The 17,088-nt window shown below is 67.8% G+C and carries 14 protein-coding genes; 5 read left to right on the forward strand and 9 right to left on the reverse strand.

The genetic code is table 11. From position 1 onward, the window contains the following. Window positions 1-23 precede the first annotated feature (23 nt). Entirely contained in the window at window positions 24-1,349 is a 1,326-nt protein-coding gene (locus tag ABC728_RS00105; RefSeq protein WP_416620249.1) for an ATP-binding protein, read from the reverse strand. Beyond that, on the reverse strand, window positions 1,346-2,065 hold the full coding sequence (locus ABC728_RS00110) for a response regulator (protein WP_416620248.1): 720 nt from the start codon (window positions 2,063-2,065) through the stop codon (window positions 1,346-1,348). Before ABC728_RS00110 ends, ABC728_RS00105 begins: the two co-directional genes overlap by 4 nt. A gap of 194 nt (window positions 2,066-2,259) precedes the next feature. Between ABC728_RS00110 and ABC728_RS00115 the strand changes: the two genes are divergently transcribed. Beyond that, window positions 2,260-2,562 (forward strand): hypothetical protein, encoded by a 303-nt coding sequence (locus tag ABC728_RS00115; protein WP_416620247.1) that lies wholly within the window; start codon window positions 2,260-2,262, stop codon window positions 2,560-2,562. Between the two features lie 216 nt (window positions 2,563-2,778). After that, entirely contained in the window at window positions 2,779-4,296 is a 1,518-nt protein-coding gene (pdxR, locus tag ABC728_RS00120) for a MocR-like pyridoxine biosynthesis transcription factor PdxR (RefSeq protein ID WP_416620246.1), read from the forward strand. 87 nt (window positions 4,297-4,383) lie between these two features. Here pdxR and ABC728_RS00125 read toward each other — a convergent pair whose 3' ends face one another. Continuing rightward, window positions 4,384-7,473 (reverse strand): efflux RND transporter permease subunit, encoded by a 3,090-nt coding sequence (locus ABC728_RS00125; protein ID WP_416620245.1) that lies wholly within the window; start codon window positions 7,471-7,473, stop codon window positions 4,384-4,386. Beyond that, window positions 7,470-8,579: an efflux RND transporter periplasmic adaptor subunit gene (locus tag ABC728_RS00130; RefSeq protein WP_416620244.1), complete on the reverse strand. Its 1,110-nt coding sequence runs from the start codon at window positions 8,577-8,579 to the stop codon at window positions 7,470-7,472. The genes ABC728_RS00125 and ABC728_RS00130 overlap by 4 nt, the downstream gene beginning before the upstream one ends. 150 nt (window positions 8,580-8,729) lie before the next feature. On the opposite strand from ABC728_RS00130, the gene ABC728_RS00135 reads away from it, so the two are divergent. Further along, entirely contained in the window at window positions 8,730-9,368 is a 639-nt protein-coding gene (locus ABC728_RS00135; protein ID WP_416620243.1) for a TetR/AcrR family transcriptional regulator, read from the forward strand. Here ABC728_RS00135 and ABC728_RS00140 read toward each other — a convergent pair. After that, complete coding sequence (locus tag ABC728_RS00140) at window positions 9,363-9,572, reverse strand: hypothetical protein (protein ID WP_416620242.1); 210 nt, start codon at window positions 9,570-9,572, stop codon at window positions 9,363-9,365. The genes ABC728_RS00135 and ABC728_RS00140 overlap by 6 nt on opposite strands. Window positions 9,573-9,933: 361 nt before the next feature. Here ABC728_RS00140 and pyk point away from each other — a divergent pair, with 361 nt between their 5' ends. Continuing rightward, window positions 9,934-11,346, forward strand: a complete 1,413-nt coding sequence (gene pyk / locus ABC728_RS00145; RefSeq protein ID WP_416620241.1) for a pyruvate kinase — start codon at window positions 9,934-9,936, stop codon at window positions 11,344-11,346. 64 nt (window positions 11,347-11,410) lie between these two features. On the opposite strand, the gene ABC728_RS00150 is transcribed toward pyk, so the two are convergent. Further along, window positions 11,411-11,815, reverse strand: coding sequence for a hypothetical protein (locus tag ABC728_RS00150; RefSeq protein ID WP_416620240.1), 405 nt, complete (start codon window positions 11,813-11,815; stop codon window positions 11,411-11,413). A 420-nt stretch (window positions 11,816-12,235) separates the two neighbouring features. Here ABC728_RS00150 and ABC728_RS00155 point away from each other — a divergent pair, with 420 nt between their 5' ends. Continuing rightward, complete coding sequence (locus tag ABC728_RS00155; protein ID WP_416620239.1) at window positions 12,236-13,369, forward strand: methyl-accepting chemotaxis protein; 1,134 nt, start codon at window positions 12,236-12,238, stop codon at window positions 13,367-13,369. 43 nt (window positions 13,370-13,412) lie between these two features. Here the strand turns inward: ABC728_RS00155 and ABC728_RS00160 are convergent, their stop codons facing one another. From ABC728_RS00160 to ABC728_RS00170, 3 genes are read right to left on the reverse strand one after another with little or no spacing between them, the layout of a single operon-like run. Further along, window positions 13,413-14,384, reverse strand: coding sequence for an ABC transporter permease (locus tag ABC728_RS00160; RefSeq protein WP_416620238.1), 972 nt, complete (start codon window positions 14,382-14,384; stop codon window positions 13,413-13,415). A 4-nt stretch (window positions 14,385-14,388) separates the two neighbouring features. After that, a complete protein-coding gene (locus ABC728_RS00165) occupies window positions 14,389-15,516 on the reverse strand; it encodes an ABC transporter permease (protein WP_416620237.1) in 1,128 nt (375 codons plus the stop codon). Continuing rightward, window positions 15,513-17,084: an ABC transporter ATP-binding protein gene (locus ABC728_RS00170; protein ID WP_416620236.1), complete on the reverse strand. Its 1,572-nt coding sequence runs from the start codon at window positions 17,082-17,084 to the stop codon at window positions 15,513-15,515. Before ABC728_RS00170 ends, ABC728_RS00165 begins: the two co-directional genes overlap by 4 nt. Between the last annotated feature and the right edge of the window lie 4 nt (window positions 17,085-17,088).

Here is a 17,088-nt window from a genome sequence, read left to right on the forward strand (position 1 = left end):
ACCGTCGTCGCGACGGTTACCCGCTATGCGGCGGCAGTGGCCGGGTCCATCGGCAGGACCACGGTCACCTGCAGCCCGCCTTCCGGGCGGTTCGCCAGGCGGATTTCCCCGCCATGGGCCCGCACCACGTCGTTGGCGACCGACAGGCCCAACCCCGTGCCACCCGTATCACGCGACCGCGACGCCTCCAGCCGGAAGAAGGGGCGGAACACGTTCTCGAACTCGCTCTCCGGGATGCCGGGCCCCTTGTCATCGATGGTAATGGTGACATTCTCGCCCGTGATGGCCACGGCCACCTGTGCCGACTGGCCGTATTTGACGGCATTCTCCATCAGGTTGCCCAAGGCGCGGCGCAGCGCCATGCGCCGGCCGACGATGGGAACGGGGAACGGGGACGGGGTAACGCCCACGGGCTTGCCCGCCTCCCGCATGTCCTCGCCGAGCCGGGCCAGGATGGCGTTCAGTTCCAGCGGCTCGATGGTCTCGTGCTTGGCCTCGTCGCGGGCGAAGGCCAGGGTGGAGCCGATCATCGCCTCCATCTCCGACAGATCGTCCAGCATCTTGTCACGCACCACATCATCATCGATGAATTCGGCACGCAGGCGCATGCGCGTCAGTGGCGTGCGCAGGTCGTGGCTGACGGCCGCCAGCATGCGGGTCCGGTCCTCCACGAAGGCGCGCAGCCGCCGCTGCATCTTGTTGAAGGCGGCAGCGGCCAGCCGGACCTCCCGCGGGCCCGCCTCCTCCAGCGAGGGGGCGTTCATGTCGATGCCCAGCCGGTTGGCGGCGGCGGCGAACCGGCGCAAGGGCCGCGTCGTGAAGCCCAGCACCCAGGCCGACAGCAGGATGGCCACCGCGGCCGACCCGCCCAGCGAGGCCAGGAAGCCCGGCTCGCGCAGGGCATCGGTGGCCGTGACCGGCGCATGGAACCGCATCCATGTGCCATCCTTCAATTGCCGCGACACTTCGATGACGCTGGGCTGCGGCGGCGGCGGCACCGGCATGCCGAAGGGCGGGATGGAAACGGCCGGGGACATTTCCGGCTTTCCCGCCACCCTGGGCTGCTTTTCATAGACATCGAGCTGCACGTCATGGCCGGCGCTGGTACGCACGGTCAGTTCGCGCTCTTTCAGGGAGCGCAGAACCGCCAGCCGCACGTCGGTCGGCTGTTCCTCGATGGCCTGCGCGAAGCCGGCCAGGCAATTGGCAAGCTGCCCCCCCTCCGCATCGGCCACCGCCTCCGCCCGGTCGGAGCGGTACAGGCCCAGTGCGATGGCCTGGGACAGGAGAATGCCACCGACCAGCACCGCGAAGATCGAATAGGACATGCGGTCGGTGAGGGCCTTCATGGCGACTGGACCTCCGGCGAGAAGATATAGCCGCCGGACCGCACCGTCTTGATGATGGCGGGATCGGCGGGATCGACCTCGATCTTGCGGCGCAGGCGGCTGATCTGCACGTCGATGGACCGGTCGAAGGGCCCGGCCGACCGGCCGCGCGTGATCTCCAGCAGGTCGTCGCGCGACAGCACGCGGCGCGGGCGCGTGGCCAGCGCCACCAGCAATTCATATTCGCCGGCCGTCAGCGTCACCTCCTCCCCCTTCGCGTCGGTCAGGCGGCGCTGCGCCTGGTCCAGCACGAAACCGGAAAACTGGATGGCGCCGGCCGTGACCGTCGCCCCGTTGCCGGGGCCTGCGGCCCGGCGCAGCACGGCCTTGATCCGCGCCACCAGTTCGCGGGGGTTGAAGGGCTTGGGCAGGTAATCGTCGGCGCCGATCTCCAGCCCCAGGATACGGTCCGCATCCTCTCCCATGGCCGACAGCATGACGACCGGGGGGCCGCCATCGGCGCGCACCGCGCGGCACAGCGACAGGCCATCCTCGCCCGGCATCATCAGATCCAGCACGATCAGGTCGATATTGCGGTCGGCCAGGTAACGGCGCATCTCCTGCCCGTCCTTGGCCGCCGTCACACGGTAGCCATGGCGCGTCAGGTAGCGCGTCAACAGGTCGCGGATTTCACGGTCGTCATCGACGACAAGGAGATGGGTGCTGCTCTCGGTCATGGCTCGATCATAATCGAATAGCGGGCGGGGTGCCGACGACCATGTTGTTACCACAATGTAACGTTCCCGGGGGCCGGAAACGAAGTGTTTCACAACAGCCCCCTTCCCGTCATGCAACGGAAAAACGGCGATGGTCAGATGGGCCTGTCGCCGGGAACGACCGGTGACCGGATCAGAGATGAGAGGAACCACCCATGCGTACCCTGATCGCCCTTGCCTTCGCCGCCACCCTTGGCATTTCCGCTGCGCACGCCGCTGATACCGCCCAGGTCGCCGCCAAGGAACCGGCCGCCACGGTCACGCGCACCGAACCGGTGAGCAACTCCGAGGCCCGAGACATCGCCAAGGCCTGGATGAAGGAAAACGACATCCGCTTCGGCCGGGTCGGCAATATCCGCAAGCAGAAGGGCATGCTGATGATCGAGCTGCAATCGGCCGACGGCATCCGCTTCAAGACCCTGCAGGTCGACCCCGCCACGGGTGAAATCGTGGGCTGATGCCCCCCTGACCGGACCATCGCCGGCTACCGCCCCGTGGGCGGCGATGGTGGAGCGGCCTTCCCCGGTTGTCCGGCCGCTCCACAGGTCGGTCCGGCGGGCGGCGGGTGACCCCATCACGTCCGCTGTCCGCCGGCGCCACCGGCCCGGCGCCAGATCGGTGCCATGCCGGCACCCGCCGATGCCATTGGGGCTCTTCGCCGGAGGTACGGTCGCATGAAACTCAGCCAAGGCCCCCTGCTGTCGCTGTTCGACGGCACCGACGGCACGCCCCTGCAGCAGCGCCTGTTCGACCGTCTGCGGGGTGCCATCGTCAATGGCGCCATCCGGCCGGGTGACCGTCTGCCCTCCACCCGGACGCTGGCCACCGATCTCGGCGTCTCACGCAATACCGTGGTGGCGGCCGTGGACCGGCTGACGGCGGAAGGCTATCTGGAAGCCCGCATCGGATCGGGAACCTTCGTCTGCCGGACGCTGCCCGACGATGCCATGGCGCCGGCCGTGCGCCTGGCCGCACCGGCCCCGTTGCGCCCCCCGCCCCGCCCCGCCATGCCCGTGCCGGCGGCCGGTGCCGAGCTGCTGCCCTTCCAGCCGGGCGCCCCCGCCTATGAACAGTTCGACATCGACACCTGGCGCCGGCTGCTGGCCAAGCGCTGGCGCGATGCCGGCGGCCTGCTTCTGGGCCATGACACGGCCGGCGGCTGGACGGCGCTGCGCCGCGTGCTGGCGGGCCATCTGCAGACCAGCCGCGGCATCGCCTGCGATCCCGAACAGATCCTGATCCTGCCCGACCGCCGCGCGGGTCTGGAATTCGTCGCCACGCTGCTGCTGGCAGCCGGCGACAGCATCTGGCTGGAGGACCCGGGTTGCCCTGTACAATCCCTGACCTTCGGCCAGCGCGGCATCAACGCCGTTCCCGTGCCCGTGGACGAGGAAGGGCTGGACCCCGAGCGTGGCGCCCGGTTGGCGCCCGACGCCCGGCTGGCCGTCGTCACGCCGGGCTGGCAGTTCCCCCAGGGCGGCACCATGCCCCTGCGCCGCCGCATGGCTGTCCTGGCCTGGGCCCGCCGCAACGGCGCCTGGCTGCTGGAGGATGACCGCGACGGCGGCTACCGCTATACCGGCCGGCCTCTGCCCGCTTTGCAGGGGCTGGACGAGAATGAGCGGGTGCTGCATCTGGGGGCGCTGGACAACATGCTGGTGCCGGCCCTGCGGCTGGCCTGGCTGGTCGTGCCCGGTCCGCTGGTCGCGGCGGCCCAGTCGCTGCGCGCGCGGATGGACCTGCATGTGCCGCTGCCCGAGCAGATGGCCGTGCATGATTTCATCGCCGAGGGCCATTTCGCCAGCCATCTGCGCCGCACCCGCCGGCTTTATGCCGAACGCCAGCAGGCGCTGCTGTTCGCGGCCGACCGCCACTGGGCCGGCGCCATCCAGGTGGAAGCGGCCGGCAGCGGGCTTCACCTGCTGGGCAGGCTGGCCCCCCAACTGGGCACCGACGATGCCGGCCTGTCGGCCCTGGCGGCGCAGGCCCGGCTTGTCCTGCCCGCCCTGTCGGCCCATCGCCGCAGCACGGCCCCGGCCGGCGATCCCGGCGCCGTGCTGCTGGGCTATGCCGCCTTCACGCCGGAAAGGCTGGCCCGCGCGGCAGAACGGCTGGGCGGCATCCTGGACCGCGCCCGTCAGGCACCACCACCCCGCGCCACCCTGTCGCGCCGTCTGGTACCGGCCGAGTAGGCCGGCCACTTGGTGGCACCAGCCGGGGAAATGCGCTCTGGCTTTTTCAGTTCCACGAAGCGCCGGTGCCGCATGCGCGACTTGGCTTCAGGCGGCCCAGCCGCCCGGCGTCGTGGGGCCGGTCTCCTCCTCCCGCACGCGAAACCAGGCGGCATACATGGCCGGCAGGCTGTAGATCGTCAGCGCCGTGGCCACGATCAGTCCCCCCATGATGGACAGCGCCATGGGCCCCCAGAAAGTGCTGCGCGACAGCGGGATCATGGCCAGCACGGCCGCGGCGGCCGTCAGCGCGATGGGACGGGCCCGGCGCACGGTGGCATCGACCACGGCATCGAACCGGCCATGGCCCGCGGCGATGTCCTGTTCGATCTGGTCCACCAGGATCACCGAATTGCGCATGATCATGCCGGCCAGCGCGATGACGCCCAGTTGCGCCACGAACCCGAAGGGCTGCTGGAAGATCAGCAAGGCCAGGGTGACGCCGATCAGGCCCAGCGGCGCCGTCAGGAAGACCAGCAGGACACGCTGGAAGCTTTGCAACTGCACCATCAGCACGGCCATCATGATCAGGATCATGGCGGGCACCACGGCCATGATGGATTGCTGGCCCTTGGCGCTTTCCTCCACGGCACCCCCGATCTCGATCCGGTAGCCGGCGGGCAGCCGGGCGCGCAGCGGCGCCAGGGCCTGTTCGATCTGGGCCGTCACGGTGGGGGCCTGGACATGCGCGCCGGCAAGGTCGGCCCGGACCGTGAGTGTCAGGTCGCGCGACCGGGTCCAGAGGATCCCCTCCTCCAGCCCGTACTCGATCCGCGCGATCTGCGACAGCGGCAGCGGACCGGCCGCACCGCGCAGGCGGATGTCGCCCAGCCGGTCCGCGGCCGTGCGCTCGTCCTGCCCGGCGCGCAGCACCACGTCGATCAGTTCGTTGCCCTCGCGATACTGCGTGGCCGTATATCCGGTCATGACCGTCTGCATGGCCAGCGCCAGATCCTGGCTGGTCACGCCCAGGGCCCTGGCCCGGTCCTGGTCCACGACCAGCCGCACCGAGCGGACCTTCTCCGTCCAGTCCAGGTTGGCATCCACCGTGTTGGGATTGGCGCGGATCAGGTCGCGCAGTTCCCCCGCGATGGTGCGCAGCGTTTCCGGATCGCGCCCCATGACGCGGAACTGGATCGGGTAGCCCACGGGCGGCCCGTTCTCCAGCCGGGCGACGCGGATACGCAGGTCGGGGAACCGCGTCTCCAGCAGCCGGGGCAGGCTGTGCGACAGCACCACCGTGTCGTCCAGGCTGTGCGTCATCAAGATGAATTGTGCGAAATTGGGCCGGTTCAGTTCCTGGTTCAGCGGCATGTAGAAACGCGGCGCACCGCCGCCGATGAAGGCGCTGTGGCTTTCCACACCTTTTTCGGCGGCGAAGATCGCCTCCATCTCCGCCACCCGCTGCCGCGTGACGGCGATGGAGGTGCCTTCGGGCAGTTCCAGGTCGACCACCAGTTCCAGGCGTGCCGAAGAGGGGAAGAACTGCTGCTGGACGAAGCCGAAGCCCACAACCGACAGGCCGAAGGCGGCCAGCGTCAGGCCGATCACCAGGAACCGGTGCCGCACGGTCCAGACCAGGCTGGCCCGCAGGCGGCGGTAGAGCGGCTTGTCATAGGCGGCATTGTGGTCTTCCGCCGGCTTGCCCTCATGCGCGGCGGGCAGCATCTTGTAGCCCATGTACGGGGTGAAGATGACGGCCACCAGCCAGGACACCAGCAGGGCCGTGGCCACCACCCAGAAGATGGTGCCCGTATATTCGCCGGCCGCGGAATGGGCGAACCCCACGGGCACGAAGCCCGCCGCCGTCACCAGCGTGCCCGACAGCATGGGAAAGGCCGTGGAGGTCCAGGCGAAGGCGGCCGCCCGTGCCCGGTCCCAGCCCTGTTCCAGTTTCACCATCATCATTTCCACGGCGATGATGGCGTCATCGACCAGAAGCCCCAGCGCGATGATCAGTGCCCCGATGGATATCTTGTGCAGGTCGATGCCCATGGCCAGCATCATCGCGAAGGTGACGGCCAGCACCAGGGGCACCGACAGGGCCACGACGATGCCCGTGCGCAGGCCCAGGCTGATGAAGGTGACCAGCAGCACGATGCCCAGCGCCTCCGCCAGGGCGGCCGCGAACTCGTCGATGGACGCGCGGACCACGGTCGGCTGGTCGGCCACGGGCGCGATTTCGATCCCGTGGGGCAGATCAGCCTGGATCAGGGCCATTTCCCGCTTCACGGCGTCGCCCAGGTCCAGGATGTTGCCGCCCGTGGCCATGGAGATGGCCAGACCCGTCACCTGTTCGCCATTGTGGCGCATCAGACGGTCGGGCGGGTCCATGGCGGCCCGGCGGATGACGGCGATGTCGCCCAGGCGCAGCAGCCGGCCGTTGGCCTGAACCGGCACGCCGGCCACCTGATCCTCCGTCGTCAGCGCGCCCGTGACACGGACGCGGATCCGGTCCGCGCCCGTGTCGATCAGGCCCGTGGGCGTTACCGCGTTCTGGGCGGCCAGCGCATTGCCGATCTGCTGGATGGTGACACCCATTTCGGCCAGCCGGCCGGTATCGAACTCGACATAGATCTTCTCGTCCTGCACGCCCAGCAGATCGACCTTGCCGATCGACGGCAGCCGCAGCAGCCGCTGGCGGGCGGCCAGCAGCACCTGCCGCATTTCCGCATCCCGGAACCCGTCGCCCGTGAAGGCATAGATGATGCCGTAGGTGTCGCCGAACTCGTCGTTGAACTGGGGGCCGATGACGCCGGCCGGCAGCGTATGGGCGATGTCCGCCACGCGCTTGCGCACCTGATACCAGATGTCGGGTACGACATTGGACCGGGTATAGTCGTGCAGGTTGACGAAGATCAGCGTTTCGCCAGGCCGGGCATAGGACCGGGTGAAATGAAAGTTCGGCACCTGCTGCAGGGTCTGCTCGATACGGTCGGTAACCTGCTCTTGCATCTCCTGCGCCGTGGCGCCCGGCCATTGCGCCGTGACCACCATGGTCCGGATCGTGAAATTCGGGTCTTCGGCCCGGCCCAGCGTCACGAAGGCATAGGCGCCCACGGCCACCGACATGATGATCATGAACAGGACGAGCGCCTGGTGGCGGATGGCCCATGCCGACAGGTTGAATCCGTTCACGGCAGGCTCCCGTCCCAGACGCGCACAGGCAGGCCCGCATCCAGCCGGTGGGCGCCGGCCGTGACGACCAGTTCACCGGCCTGAAGGCCCGCCTTCACCAACACCCCGTCATGGCGGTAGCCCGCCACCTCCACGGGGCGCAACTGTACCCGGTCGCGGGTCGCAGCCAGCACCCAGACCGCCGGCCGGTCGCCATCCTGGAACAAGGCGGAGGATGGCAGCAGCGCCAGGGCCGGCGCGCCGGCATCGGGGAAGCGGACCTGGGCCGTCATGCCCAGACGCACGGCATTGTCGCCGGCTGCGCCGCCGGGCAGGGACAGGCGCAGGCGAAAGGTTCGGCTGGCCGCGTCGGCCGCGGGGGTGATCTCCCGGATCGTGCCCGTCATGGCGACATGCCGGTCGGCCCAGAATTCCACCTGGGCGGCATCGCCGACCTTCAGACGGGCAACATCGGCCTCCGACACGTCGATGGCCACTTCCCGCCCCAGGTCGGTGGCGATGCGCAGCACGGTCTGGCCGGCAGCCACCACCTGCCCGGCATCGGCCAGCACATCGGTGACAATCCCGCCCTGGTCCAGAGTCAGGGCGCCATAGGCGCGCTGGTTGCGGGCCATATCCAGGCCGGACGCCGCCTCCCGCCGCTGGGCCGCAGCGGCATCCGCGGCGGCCTTCACCCGGTCATACTGCGCCTGGGCGATCGTGCCGGAGGCCAGAAGCGGGGTATAGCGCTTCAGGTCGGCCGCCGCCTGGACATCCTGTGCCGCCGCCTGGGCCAGGCGCGCTTCCGCCGCCTTCAGGGACAGGTCCAGGTCAACCGGGTCCAGCCGGGCCAGCACCTGGCCGGGTTCCACGCGGTCGCCCACCTGCACCAGCCGCGCGGCGATGCGGCCGGCCACGCGGAAGCCGGCCTGCACCTCCGTCCGGGGAACGATGTAGCCGGTATGGTGGCGGTCACCCGCTGCTGTGTCAAAGGCGACCTGTGCCACCCGCACCGGCCGCACCTCTACCGGCCTTTCCAGCGGCTCGCCGCAGCCCGCCAGCAGCAAAGGCACCATCACGGCCAAGGCCGGCCACGCGATGGCACCGGCACGGGTCCCCCTTGCCATGATACACTGTCCCCCGAAGATCGCTTGTGATGACGTTCGGATAATGTAACCTACATTACACAAGAGCAAGTGACGGCCATCACCCTCGTGGTGCGACCGATCGCCCCCCGATCCATTCGCACCTGGAACCGTTGCCCGGAATTGTTGCCGATGAAGCCTGCGCCCCCTCCCCCCGCCGACCTGTCGCCCCGCATGGAGGCACGGCGGCAGGCCATGATCGACTCGGCGGCTGCCATTTTCTTCGAACAGGGGTTCGAGCGGGCCAGCCTCAGCGCCATCGTGCGCCGGTCCGGCGGTTCGCTGACGACGCTCTACCAGTTGTTCGGCAACAAGGAGGGGCTGTTCGAGGCCATGGTGACGCAGCGCTGCGGCGACGTGCTGGAGCCGCTGGCCGTGCCCGAGATGGAGGCGCGCTGCCCGCGGGAAACGCTGACGCGGCTGGCCCGCGCCCTGGCCGGCGTGCTGATGGATGGCGAGGCTCAGGGGTTGTGGCGCATGGTGATGGGGGAAGGGATCAAGTTCCCGCGTCTGCCGGAGATTTATTTCCGCTGCGGCCCCGACCCGTTCCTGGCGAAGCTGTCAGCCTATCTGGCCGGCCTGCACGAGAAGGGCGTCGTTCACTGCCCGGACAGCCGCTGGGCCGCGCAGGCCTTCGCGGTGCTGGTGGAAGGGGAATTGTTCTTCCGGACCGTGACGGGCATGCGGCCGCTGCCCGATGCGGCGGAAATGGATGCCCATGTCGAGGCCACGGTCGCCGGCTTCATGCGCATGGTGGCACCATCCTCATGACCGGTCACGATCGCGCCGCCGGCTTTGCCTTTGCAGCCACACGAACAGGCCGAACAGCAGCCCAGCCCCGATGAAGGCGGCGGCGATGGCGCCGCGCCCCGCCAGCGGCAACGGCGCCAGCGTTTCCGTCGCCCGGAAGGTCGCGAAGGCCAGCATGCCAAGCCCAAGGGCGGCGGCGATGAACAGCAGCATGACGGCACGCATGGCGGGCCAGTCCTTTCCGGGTCGGGTGATCGGTAGCGGGCATGATACCCAAAACAGATGGTCCCGCCCGTGGCATAATACCAACTTGCGATGAGTTCTACTCATCGCAAGTTGGTATAAGCAGTGGTGCCGCAGGCGGGGGGGTGTCACCCGCACATCCACGCGCAGGCGACAGGGTTCTTGCCCACAAAGGATGCCGGCAATCGCGCCACTTCGGTGAAATGTAATCAAATTACCGATCTTATGGGGGTTTCCTGTAACACGGGCATCGAATTTTCCGGGAACCGTGATACAAGGAAGATCAAGGACGGGCGGCAAGCGCCCGCAACCGATCGTCGGACCACCAGAGTTTGAGGCCCCCATGCGTCGCCATCGCCACGCCAAGATCGTCGCCACCGTCGGCCCGGCCAGCAACACGCCGGAAAGGCTGCGGGAACTGTTCCTGGCCGGGGCCGATGTGTTCCGCCTGAATTTCAGCCATGGCACGCACGAGGACCATGCCAAGGTCCATGCCGCCATCCGCGCGCTGGAACAGGAGGTGGGGCGGCCCATCGGCATCCTGCAGGACCTGCAGGGTCCAAAGATCCGCATCGGCACGCTGACCGCTGGCCGGGAGGACCTGATCACGGGCGAGCGCGTGATCTTCCGGCTGGGGCGGGAGCCGGGGGACAAGCAGTCCATCCCCCTGCCGCATCCGGAAATCTTCAAGGCCATCATGCCGGGCCAGGATCTGCTGATCGATGACGGGCGCGTCCGGGTGCGGGTGCGCGGCGTCACCGACGAGGTGATCACGGCCGAGGTGATCGTGGGCGGCGCCATTTCCAACCGCAAGGGCGTCAACCTGCCGGGCACGGCGCTGGACCTGTCACCGCTGACCGAGAAGGACCGGGCGGACCTGGCGTTCGGCCTGTCCCTGGGCATGGACTGGGTGGCCCTGTCCTTCGTGCAGCGCCCGTCCGACGTGATCGAGGCCAAGGGCCTGATCGGCGACCGCGCCGGTCTGGTCTCCAAGATCGAGAAGCCGCAGGCGCTGGAGAAGATCGACGACATCATCCGCCTGTCCGACGCCATCATGGTGGCGCGCGGCGACCTGGGCGTTGAAATCCCGCATGAGGATGTGCCCGGCCGGCAGAAGGAACTGGTGCGTGCCGCCCGGCTGGCCGCCAAGCCCGTCATCGTGGCGACGCAGATGCTGGACAGCATGGTGGCCAGCCCTACCCCCACCCGGGCGGAGGCGTCCGACGTGGCCACGGCCGTGTTCGACGGGGCCGATGCCGTGATGCTGTCGGCGGAAAGCGCGTCCGGCCAATATCCGGTGGAGGCGGTGTCGATGATGAACCGCATCATCGCCAGCACCGAGAAACATTCCGCTTATCGTCCCATCGTCACGGCGCTGGAACCGGAGGTGGATCATACCCCCTCCCATGCCGTGGCCGCAGCAGCGGGCGATCTGGCCGGCACCATCGGGGCCGCCGCCATCTTCGCCTTCACGGCCAGCGGCAATACCGTGGCCCGCATCGCGCGCAAGCGGCCGGACGTGCCGGTGCTGGCCGCCACGCCCAATGGCGACGTCGCCCGGCGTCTGGCCCTGGTCTGGGGCGCGCATGCCATCCGGTCGGGCGATGTCGGCAATTACGAGGAGATGGTGGAGCGCGCCAAGGAACTGGCCGTCACCGCCGATTTCGCCCAATCGGGCCAGCGCATCGTCATCGTGGCCGGCATTCCCTTCGGCCAGGCCGGCAGCACGAACAATCTGCGCGTCGCGAAGATCTGAACAGGGTGGCGTTCTTGCGGGGCACCGCCGCCGGCACTGCCCCGCAATACACAGGCCCAAGCACCTATCGCAGGGCGTTGCTCAACAGATAGGCCGCATAGTCGGCGGGCTTCAACCGGATGGGCGTGCGCTCGCTGTCTCCCGCCATGGCGCGGGCCAGGACGATATGGCGCTGCACATCGGCATCAACCACTTTGAACAGGGCCGTCTCGCCCTTGATCCGGGGATAGTATGTGGGATCGACGCGCTTCTGGCGCTTGGCCAGGCGCTCTACCGCCTGTTCCTGCGTGATGTCGACATCGGGCTGCTGCTTGACCAGGGTCCAGTCGCTCTCCCCGGCCCAGCCTTCCGCCACCAGGGTCGCCGGATCGCCATCGGTCACCCCGACCTTGAACAGGTTCTTGCCCAGCCCGACATCGGAGCCCCATTGGCTGATAGCGGCGCTGCGCGCGATGAATATGGTGGCCATCGGCATTCCCTTCACTTGGGTTTTCAACGGGGTTGAAACACCGGACCGCATCCCCGTCGACCCGACGCAGGTCTAGTGCAGGACGGAATTGGACAGAAGGGGGTTTGCGGGCCCTGGCACGGACTGGCATGGCTCATCACCGCCCCCGTGCCGTGCCCGGCACAATCGTCTAAATAATGGGCACAGATGGCCAATATTTAACCAGCCGATTCCGGCCGGCGGTTTTACAAGCGGTTACATCCATTAATCTCACGTAAATATGATTAGATTTTAATCAATATTTTAACTTGGATATATTTTGAGCATTTGTTAATATTTATGCAACAAGAAGCTCCTTCCGTGATGCGCCACAGTAACGCTCAGGAACAGGGACCGATCACGCCCAAGCAAATCGCAATCCAAGAGCCGAATACGGGTAGCATGCCGAAAGACCTGCTGGCGGATCATTCCGCCCATCCGAAGGTCGGGGCCGAAACGGACGCCTCGCCGGAAACCATCATCGAACTTGCACGCGAAGTTGCCGAGGTTTCCGCGCAGCGCACCAGCGCCATCGGCGACATCACCCGGCGCACGAAGATCCTGGCGCTGAACGCCAAGATCGAAGCGGCGCGGGCCGGGGTGCATGGGGCGGGGTTCGGCGTCGTCGCGGCGGAGGTGCAGTCCATCTCCGCCGAAATCGACGCGACGGCGGCCCGGATGCGTGATGAGATCGTGGGCAGCGCCAACCGCCTGCACCAGTTGGGGCAGGACCTTGTCGGTTCCATGCGCGGGCAACGGCTGGCCGATCTCGCGCTCAACATGATCGACATCATCGATCGCAACCTGTACGAGAGATCGTGCGATGTCCGCTGGTGGGCCACGGACAATGCCGTGGTTGCAGCCCTGGAGGAGCCGTCGGCCCTGACGGCCGACCATGCCGCCCATCGGGCCGGCGTGATCCTGAAATCCTACACGGTCTATCTCGATATCTGGATTGCCGACGCCGGTGGCCGGGTTGTCGCCAACGGCCGGCCCGACCGCTATGCCGTGCGCGGCCGGTCGGTGGCCGGTGAAAGCTGGTTCCGCGACGCCATGGCCACGCGCGACGGCACCGAATTCGCGGTGGCCGACGTGGCGCCGCATGAATGGCTGAACAATCAGCCGGTCGCCATCTATTCCACTGCCATCCGGGCCGGCGGTTCTGAAACCGGCCGGCCGCTGGGTGTGCTGGGCATCTTCTTCGATTGGGCACCGCAGGCCGGCGCGGTGGTGAAATCAGTCCGCCTGACGGAGGAGGAACGGCTGGAAGGTCGCACGAAATGCCTGATCGTCGACAGCAGCCACCGCGTCCTGGCCGCCAGCGATCAGCGCTACCTGCTGATCGGCCATTATCCGCTTCATACCGACGGCAAGGACATGGGCTATTATCAGGCGGAGGATGGCACCATCGTCGCCTTCGCCCTGACACCGGGCTATGAGACCTACAAAGGACTGGGCTGGTACGGGCTGCTCCTGCAGCGCACACCGGAGGTGGAGGCCGCCTGGAACAGCCGCAACGGCCTGACGGTGAACTGATCCGGGCGGCCACCGGCCATGGCCCGGTCAGCGTTCCCTCACATCACCGATCTTTCACATAGGGCCTGCCGCTGGCCTTGGGCGGAATGGCCTTGCCCACGAAACCGGCCAGCAGCAACACGGTCAGCAGATAGGGCAGCGCCTCGATCAATTGCACCGGCACCTCACCGATGCCCGGCAGGCGCACCCCCTGCAGGCGGGTCTGCAGGGCGTCGGCGAAGGCGAACAGCAGGCAGGCGAACAGGGTGGGCACCGGCTTCCACTTTCCCAGGATCAGCGCGGCCAGCGCCAGGAACCCCTTGCCCGCCGTCATGTTGGTCTGGAACCCCGCCCCTTGCGCCGTCGAAAGATAGGCGCCGGCGATACCGCACAACAGCCCCGCGATCAGCACCGCCTGATAGCGCAGCGCCGTGACGGAGATGCCGGCCGTGTCCACGGCAGCCGGATTCTCGCCCACGGCCCGCAGGCGCAGGCCGAACCGGGTGCGGTAGGCGACCCAGAAGGTCAGGGGAACAGCGGCCAGCGCCAGATAGACAAGGATATTGTGACCGCTGACCAGCTCGTAATAGAGCGGACCCAGCAGCGGCACGCCCCGTAGCCCCTCGGCCAGCGGCAGGGTGATCTCCCCGAACCGGGCACCGGCCGGCAGGTTGGGTGTGCGGCCACCCATCTGGAACCAGGCATTGCCCAGCACGGCCGTCAGGCCCAGCGCCACGATGTTGAGCGCCACGCCGGAGACGACCTGATTGCCCCGGTGCGTGATGCAGGCGAAACCGTGCAGCAATGCCAGCAGCAGGGAAGCCAGGATGCCGGCCCCCAGCCCCGCCCAGGCCGAACCTGTCATGGCCGCCGCGGCCGCCGCGGCGAAGGCCGCCACCAGCATCTTGCCTTCCAGGCCGATATCGACCACGCCGGCCCGTTCCGAATAGAAGCCGGCCAGGGCCGCCAGCAGCAGCGGGGTCGCCAGACGCAGGGTGCTATCCAGCAGCGACAGGAGGGAGAGAAGGAAATCCATGGCCTCAGGCCCCCGCCGGCTTGGCCGCCACGGACGGGCGGCGGGCGAACAGGCGCACCAGCGCCGGGCGGAACATATGTTCCAGCGCCCCGGCGAACAGGATCACCACGCCCTGGATCACAACGACCAGTTCACGGCTGATGGTGGGGTAATCGAAGATCAGCTCGGTCCCGCCCTGATACAGCGCCCCGAACAGGATGGCGGCCGGAATGATGCCGGCGGGGTGGTTGCGGCCCATCAGCGCCACCGCGATGCCCGTGAAGCCCAGCCCGGCCGGGAAATTCAGCATCAGGCGGTGCTGCACGCCATGCAGCTCGTTGACGCCCAGCAGCCCGGCCAGCGCCCCCGACAGCGCCATGGTCACGACGATCACCTTCCGGGGGTCGATGCCGGCATAAAGGGCCGCATTCTCGTTGGCACCCGTGGCGCGCAGCGCATAGCCCCAGCGCGTGTGCCAGATGAAGAACCAGACCCCGACGCAGGCGGCCAGCGCCAGAAAGACCGAGAAATTCAGCGGCGAGCTTTCCATTGCGATCCCGACAGATGCCGCCATGTCGGCCATCATGGGCAGGAAGGTGCTGGGATCGAACGCCTCGCTCTCCGGCGACATCTGGCCCGGCTTGATCAGCACATTGACCAGCAGATAGACCATCAGGGAAGAGGCAATGAAATTGAACATGATCGTCGTGATGACGATATGGCTGCCGCGATAGGCCTGGAGCCAGCCCGGAATGGCCGCCCACACCCCCCCGAACACCGCACCGCCCATCACCGACAGCGGCAGCACCATCCACCAGGGCCAGCCGCCGAGCGACAGGCAGACCAGGCCCACGCCCAGCCCGCCGATATAGGCCTGCCCCTCCCCGCCGATATTGAACAGCCCGCCATGAAAGGCCATGGCCACGGCCAGCGCCGTGAAGGTCAGGCTGGTGGCATAATAGAAAGTGTAGCCGATGCCCTCGCCCGTGCCGAAGGCGCCCCGCAGCATGCTGCCCAGGGCACCCACCGGGTCTTCCCCGATGGCCAGGATGACCAGCGCCGACACCAGCAGCGCCAGCGCCACATTGACCACGGGCAACAGCAGGCCCGTGGCCCACCAGGGAAGATTGTCCGGACCGCCGCCTGCGCTCATGGTGCAACCCTTTCGGCGGCGGGGGCTTCCTTGATGCCCGCCATCATCGTTCCGATCCGGCTTTCGGTCGCTTCCGCCGCCGGCAGCTCGCCCACGATCTCCCCGTCGCACATCACCAGGACGCGGTCCGACAGGGCCAGGATCTCGTCCAGTTCGGCGGAGACCAGCAGGATGGCCTTGCCCCGGTCACGCAGGGACACAAGCTGGCGATGGATGAAGGCGATGGCGCCGATATCGACGCCGCGTGTCGGCTGCCCCACCAGAAGGATGTCCGGTTCGCGGTCCATCTCCCGCGCCATCACCAGCTTCTGCTGATTGCCGCCGGAGAACAGGGAGGTGCGCAGATTGGGGTTCAGCGGGCGCACATCGAACCGTTCCATAAGCGAAATGGTCTTCAGCGCGACGCGCTTCCAGTCCAGCCGCAGGCCACGCGACAGGTCCTTGTCCTCGTGATAGCCCAGGATGGCGCTTTCATGGGCCGGAAATTCCTTGATCACCGCCAGCTTCAGCCGGTCTTCCGGCACATGGGCCAGGCCGCGCCGGCGGGCGCCGGCCGCATCATAGGCTGTGTGGGGGCCGATCTCCTCCCCCTTCAGCGTTACCGTTCCGCTTTCAAAACGACGCATGCCGGACAGGACCTCCAGCAATTCCGACTGACCGTTGCCGGCCACGCCGGCCACGCCCACGATCTCACCGGCCCGCACCGTCAGGCTGGCATCCTTCAGCGTCGCCACGCCGCGCCCGTCCACGACATTGACCTGTCGCGCCGACAGCAGCACATCCCCCGGCACAGCCGGGGCCTTTTCCACGAAAAGGGAGGTTTTGCGGCCGACCATGGCATCGGCCAGGGCCTGCCGGTCGGTTTCGGCGGTCGTGAATTCGGCCACGACCTCCCCCCGGCGCAGCACCGACACGCGGTCGGTGACGGCCATGATCTCCTTCAGCTTGTGGGTGATCAGCAGCACGCTGCGCCCCTGCTGGCGCAGCCGCTCCAGGATGCGGAAAAGCTGCTCGACCTCCGGCGGCGACAGCACGGCCGTCGGCTCGTCCAGGATCAGCACCTCCGCCCCGCGATACAGCGCCTTCAGGATTTCCACGCGCTGCTGCACGCCCACGGGCAGGTCGGAAACGATGGCGTCCAGGGGTACTTCCAGGCCGAACTGATCCTCCAGCGCCTGCACCTCCGCCCGGGCGCGGGCCATGGCGGGGCCCAGCACGGGGCCGCCCTCATGCCCCAGCAACAGGTTCTCCAGTACAGTGAAGGTCTCCACCAGCATGAAATGCTGGTGGACCATGCCGATGCCCAGCCGGATGGCATCCTGCGGCGTGCGGATGTCGACCGGCTGGCCGCGGACCAGGATGGTCCCTTCATCGGCCTCGTAGAAGCCGTAGAGGATGCTCATCAGCGTGGATTTGCCCGCCCCGTTCTCCCCCACCAGCCCATGAATGCTGGCGGGTGCGAAACGCAGGGTCACGTTGCGGTTGGCATGGACAGGGCCGAATCGCTTGTCGATGCCGACAAGTTCGACCGCCCAGGAGGGGGAAACGTTTGATGGGGCGGCCGACATGGCG

This window comes from Niveispirillum fermenti, from assembly GCF_052474395.1.